The sequence below is a fragment of the Actinoplanes sp. NPDC051633 genome (assembly GCF_040681735.1).
Classification (GTDB): Bacteria; Actinomycetota; Actinomycetes; order Mycobacteriales; family Micromonosporaceae; genus Actinoplanes.
In genome coordinates, this window is the sequence record NZ_JBFAZH010000951.1 from 1 (window position 1) to 3,045 (window position 3,045).

General features: G+C 69.4%; 3 protein-coding genes and 1 pseudogene. 1 reads left to right on the top strand and 3 read right to left on the bottom strand.

The window, feature by feature from the left end; translation table 11 throughout:
- Nucleotides 1-268, top strand: a pseudogene (locus AB0M20_RS35015) (hypothetical protein); the annotation flags it as partial.
- A 777-nt stretch (nt 269-1,045) separates the two neighbouring features.
- On the opposite strand, the gene AB0M20_RS35020 reads toward AB0M20_RS35015, so the two are convergent.
- From AB0M20_RS35020 to AB0M20_RS35030, 3 genes are all read right to left on the bottom strand, one after another.
- Complete coding sequence (locus AB0M20_RS35020; protein ID WP_364304731.1) at nt 1,046-1,369, bottom strand: hypothetical protein; 324 nt, start codon at nt 1,367-1,369, stop codon at nt 1,046-1,048.
- Between the two features lie 9 nt (nt 1,370-1,378).
- The gene (locus AB0M20_RS35025) at nt 1,379-1,981 is read right to left on the bottom strand and encodes a gamma carbonic anhydrase family protein (protein WP_364304734.1); all 603 of its coding nucleotides are present in this window, start codon (nt 1,979-1,981) and stop codon (nt 1,379-1,381) included.
- A gap of 104 nt (nt 1,982-2,085) precedes the next feature.
- Nucleotides 2,086-2,880 carry a Bax inhibitor-1/YccA family protein gene (locus AB0M20_RS35030; protein WP_364304736.1) on the bottom strand — a complete coding sequence of 265 codons (795 nt, stop codon included), beginning with the start codon at nt 2,878-2,880 and terminating at the stop codon, nt 2,086-2,088.
- Between the last annotated feature and the right edge of the window lie 165 nt (nt 2,881-3,045).

Sequence of the window (3,045 nt, forward strand, 5' to 3'; positions counted from 1 at the left end):
CACCGCCGTGGACGACCCGCCCGGAGCGACAGCGCCGTGGACGACCCGACCGGAGCGACAGCGCCGTGGACGACCCGACCGGAGCGACAGCGCCGTGGACGACGCGACCGGAAGTTGCAGTGCTGTGGCCTGCAAACGCGCCGGCGCGGTGCTGGTCGAAGGCCACGACGAATGGCAGACCGGCGACCGCCGCTACCTCGCCGAAGCCTCCATGGCCGCCCTCACCACACCACCAGCCGACACCACAACCGAACTACTCGCCGCCTGAACCCGGCATTGCGACTGTATGACCCGACCGCAAAACTGAATAGCTAGCAGAGCCTCACGCAGGCGATCTACACCACGCGTCGGAACGGGACCCAGCCATGCCGGCGTCAGTCGCGGGTCGGGCCTTAGTGCGGCCCGTGAGGCTGATCGTTGGTCTAGGCCAAGGTCCGGCCGGTGGCAGGAGCCAGAGTGGTAGGCCAAGCACTGTCATGCCCCGCCGAGAGGTGGCTGAGCTACCACTTCCGGTACCCCTGCGGACAAATCGACCACAGTGGTAGCTCACGCACCCTTCCGACGGCCTGAAAGGCGGCTGAGCTACCACTTCGGGCGTTGTCGGCGGACAAATCGACCACGGTGGTAGCCCATGCGCCAATCCAAGGGCCAGAAAGGCCGCTGAGTTACCACTCCCGTCTTGCCCTCCGACCAATCGACCACAGTGGTAGCTCACGCGCCCATTCGACGGCCGGAAAGGCCGCTGAGCTACCACTGTGGGTTGCGACGCACGGCGACCGGCCGCAGCCAGCCCGACCCACCACCCAGGCCGCATGGCCGCCAACCCCGACCACGACCACACCGCAACCGGCCGCACCCAACCCGGACCCACCACCCACACCGCATGGCCGCGGCCCCGACGACACGGCGACGGGCCGCAGCCAGCCCAACCCAGCAACCACGCCGCATGGCCGCCAACCGCGGCCACAACGTCACCGCGACGGGCCGCAGCCAGCAACGAACGGAGCGCAACCTTCAAACTTCGGCGGTCTGTCGCCGAGTCCGATCAGGGAAGAGCTTTGCGGGTGTCCGACACCGCGGCCACGGCTTGGCTGAGCACGTCGCCCGGCGGGTCGGCGGCCAGCAGGTCCGCAACCATCACGCGCAGCTGATCCGGGAGGGTCAGGTCGTATTCGCGGGGGACCTGCCGCCGGGCGCGTCCCTCCGCGTCCGCGGCCAGGTCGGCCAAGCGCTGCACCAGGTCGTGGACGACGTCGGCCCTGGTGGCCGGCGGGTGCGCCGAGGGCGATGACCAGCGCGGCTGTTGCCAGTGCGAGATCTGGGCCAGGAGGCGGTTCACGCTGGCGGTGAGGGCGGAGGCATCGGCCACCGTGCCAACCTAGCGCTCCTGGTCGACGACCCGGTCGGTCAGGTGCGCGCCGTAGAACTCGGCCTGCCTGGCCATGATCTCGCGCATGCCGGTGCCGCGCGGGACGCCGTAGACCGTGCCCGGGAAGTCCAGCGTCTGCTGGATCTCCCACAGCTCGTCGTGCCGGTCCGGGGAGAACAGCTGGGCCGGGTCCCCCACGGCGATCCAGCCGATCGGGAGCACGGCGCCCGGCGCAAGCCTTGAGTTGACCTGCAGCACGCTGTTGATCCTCAGCTCCGCGCCCGCGCCGGCGGTCGAGCCCGGGAACGCGGCCGCGCCGGTCGCCACGAAGACCTCGTCCTCGATCGTCGCGCCGTTGACGTGCGCGTGCGGGCCGATCAGCACGGCGTCGCCGATGGTCGCCGGGTGCTTCGCCCGGCCGCGGACCAGCGCGCCCTCCATGATCACGACCTCGGAGCCGACGACCACCCGCCCGTCCTCGGCGGACAGGACGGCGCCGTGCAGCACCCGGGCTCGCTCGCCGAGCACCACCGCGCCGCACAGCACGGCGGACGGTGCCACGTAGGCCGACTCGGGAACCACGGGCCGCTCACCACGATGCTCGATCAACATCGCTCCAGCCTACAAACGGGGCAGCGCCCGGACCGTGGGGAGACGGCCGGGCGCTGCTGGCGAACGGCGAATCGCCATTCGTCGTTCTTGCGGGAGGCGACAGGTCAGTCGTCGCCCTGGAAGTAGCTGATCAGGCGGAGGACCTCCAGGTACAGCCAGATCAGGCTGACCAGGATGCCGAACGCCGCGGTCCAGGAGTAACGCTGCGGCAAGCCCAGCCGCACGCCCTCCTCGACCTCGTTGAAGGACAGGATGAAGCTCAGCGACGCCACCACGATGCAGATCAGGCTGAAGCCGATGCCGAGTGCGCCGCCGTCGCGCAGGCCGGTGTTGAAGCCGAACAGCGACAGGACGAAGTTGACCAGCATGACGGCGAACAGGCCGGCCATGACCGCGATCAGGCCGCGGGCGAATTTCGGCGTCGCCCGGATGACCCGGGCACGGTAGAGCACCGCCATCAGGAAGAACACCCCGAAGGTGGCGACCACCGCCTGCAGCACGATGCCGTCGTAGAACGATTCGAAGGTCTTGCTCACCAGGCCGACGAACGCGCCCTCGACGACCGCGTACGCGATCACGAGCGCGGGGTTCGCCACCCTGGAGAAGGAAATGATCAGACCGAGGACCAGACCGACGATCGCCGCTCCGATCCAGGCCGCGCCGAGCAGTGCGTCGGGCACCAGGTTCCACGCGGCAGCGGCGGAGACGCCGACGATGCCCAGCAGAATGACGGTCTTGACGACCACGTCGTCGATCGTCATCGGCTGAACGGCCGGCGGCGCCGCGGGATATCCGCCCGCGGCCGAAGGGTACGGCTGACCGTAGCCCGCAGACCCGGCCGCCCGCTCCCGCTCAGCCGCCTGGCCGAGGCGCGAGAGCACCGGGTTTGTTGTCTTCACTGTGTCCAGCCTCCCTTGAGGTTGAGGCACGTCGAGGTGTGCCGTTCAAGAGTAGGCGCTCCGGCCCCTAACTGGTGACCTGCCCAGCTGTGAGCAGGCTGAGAGCCCAAAACGGGGACTACCCACCAGAAAGCGATAAAGGGGTGCCCGGGGCGGGGCTCGAAC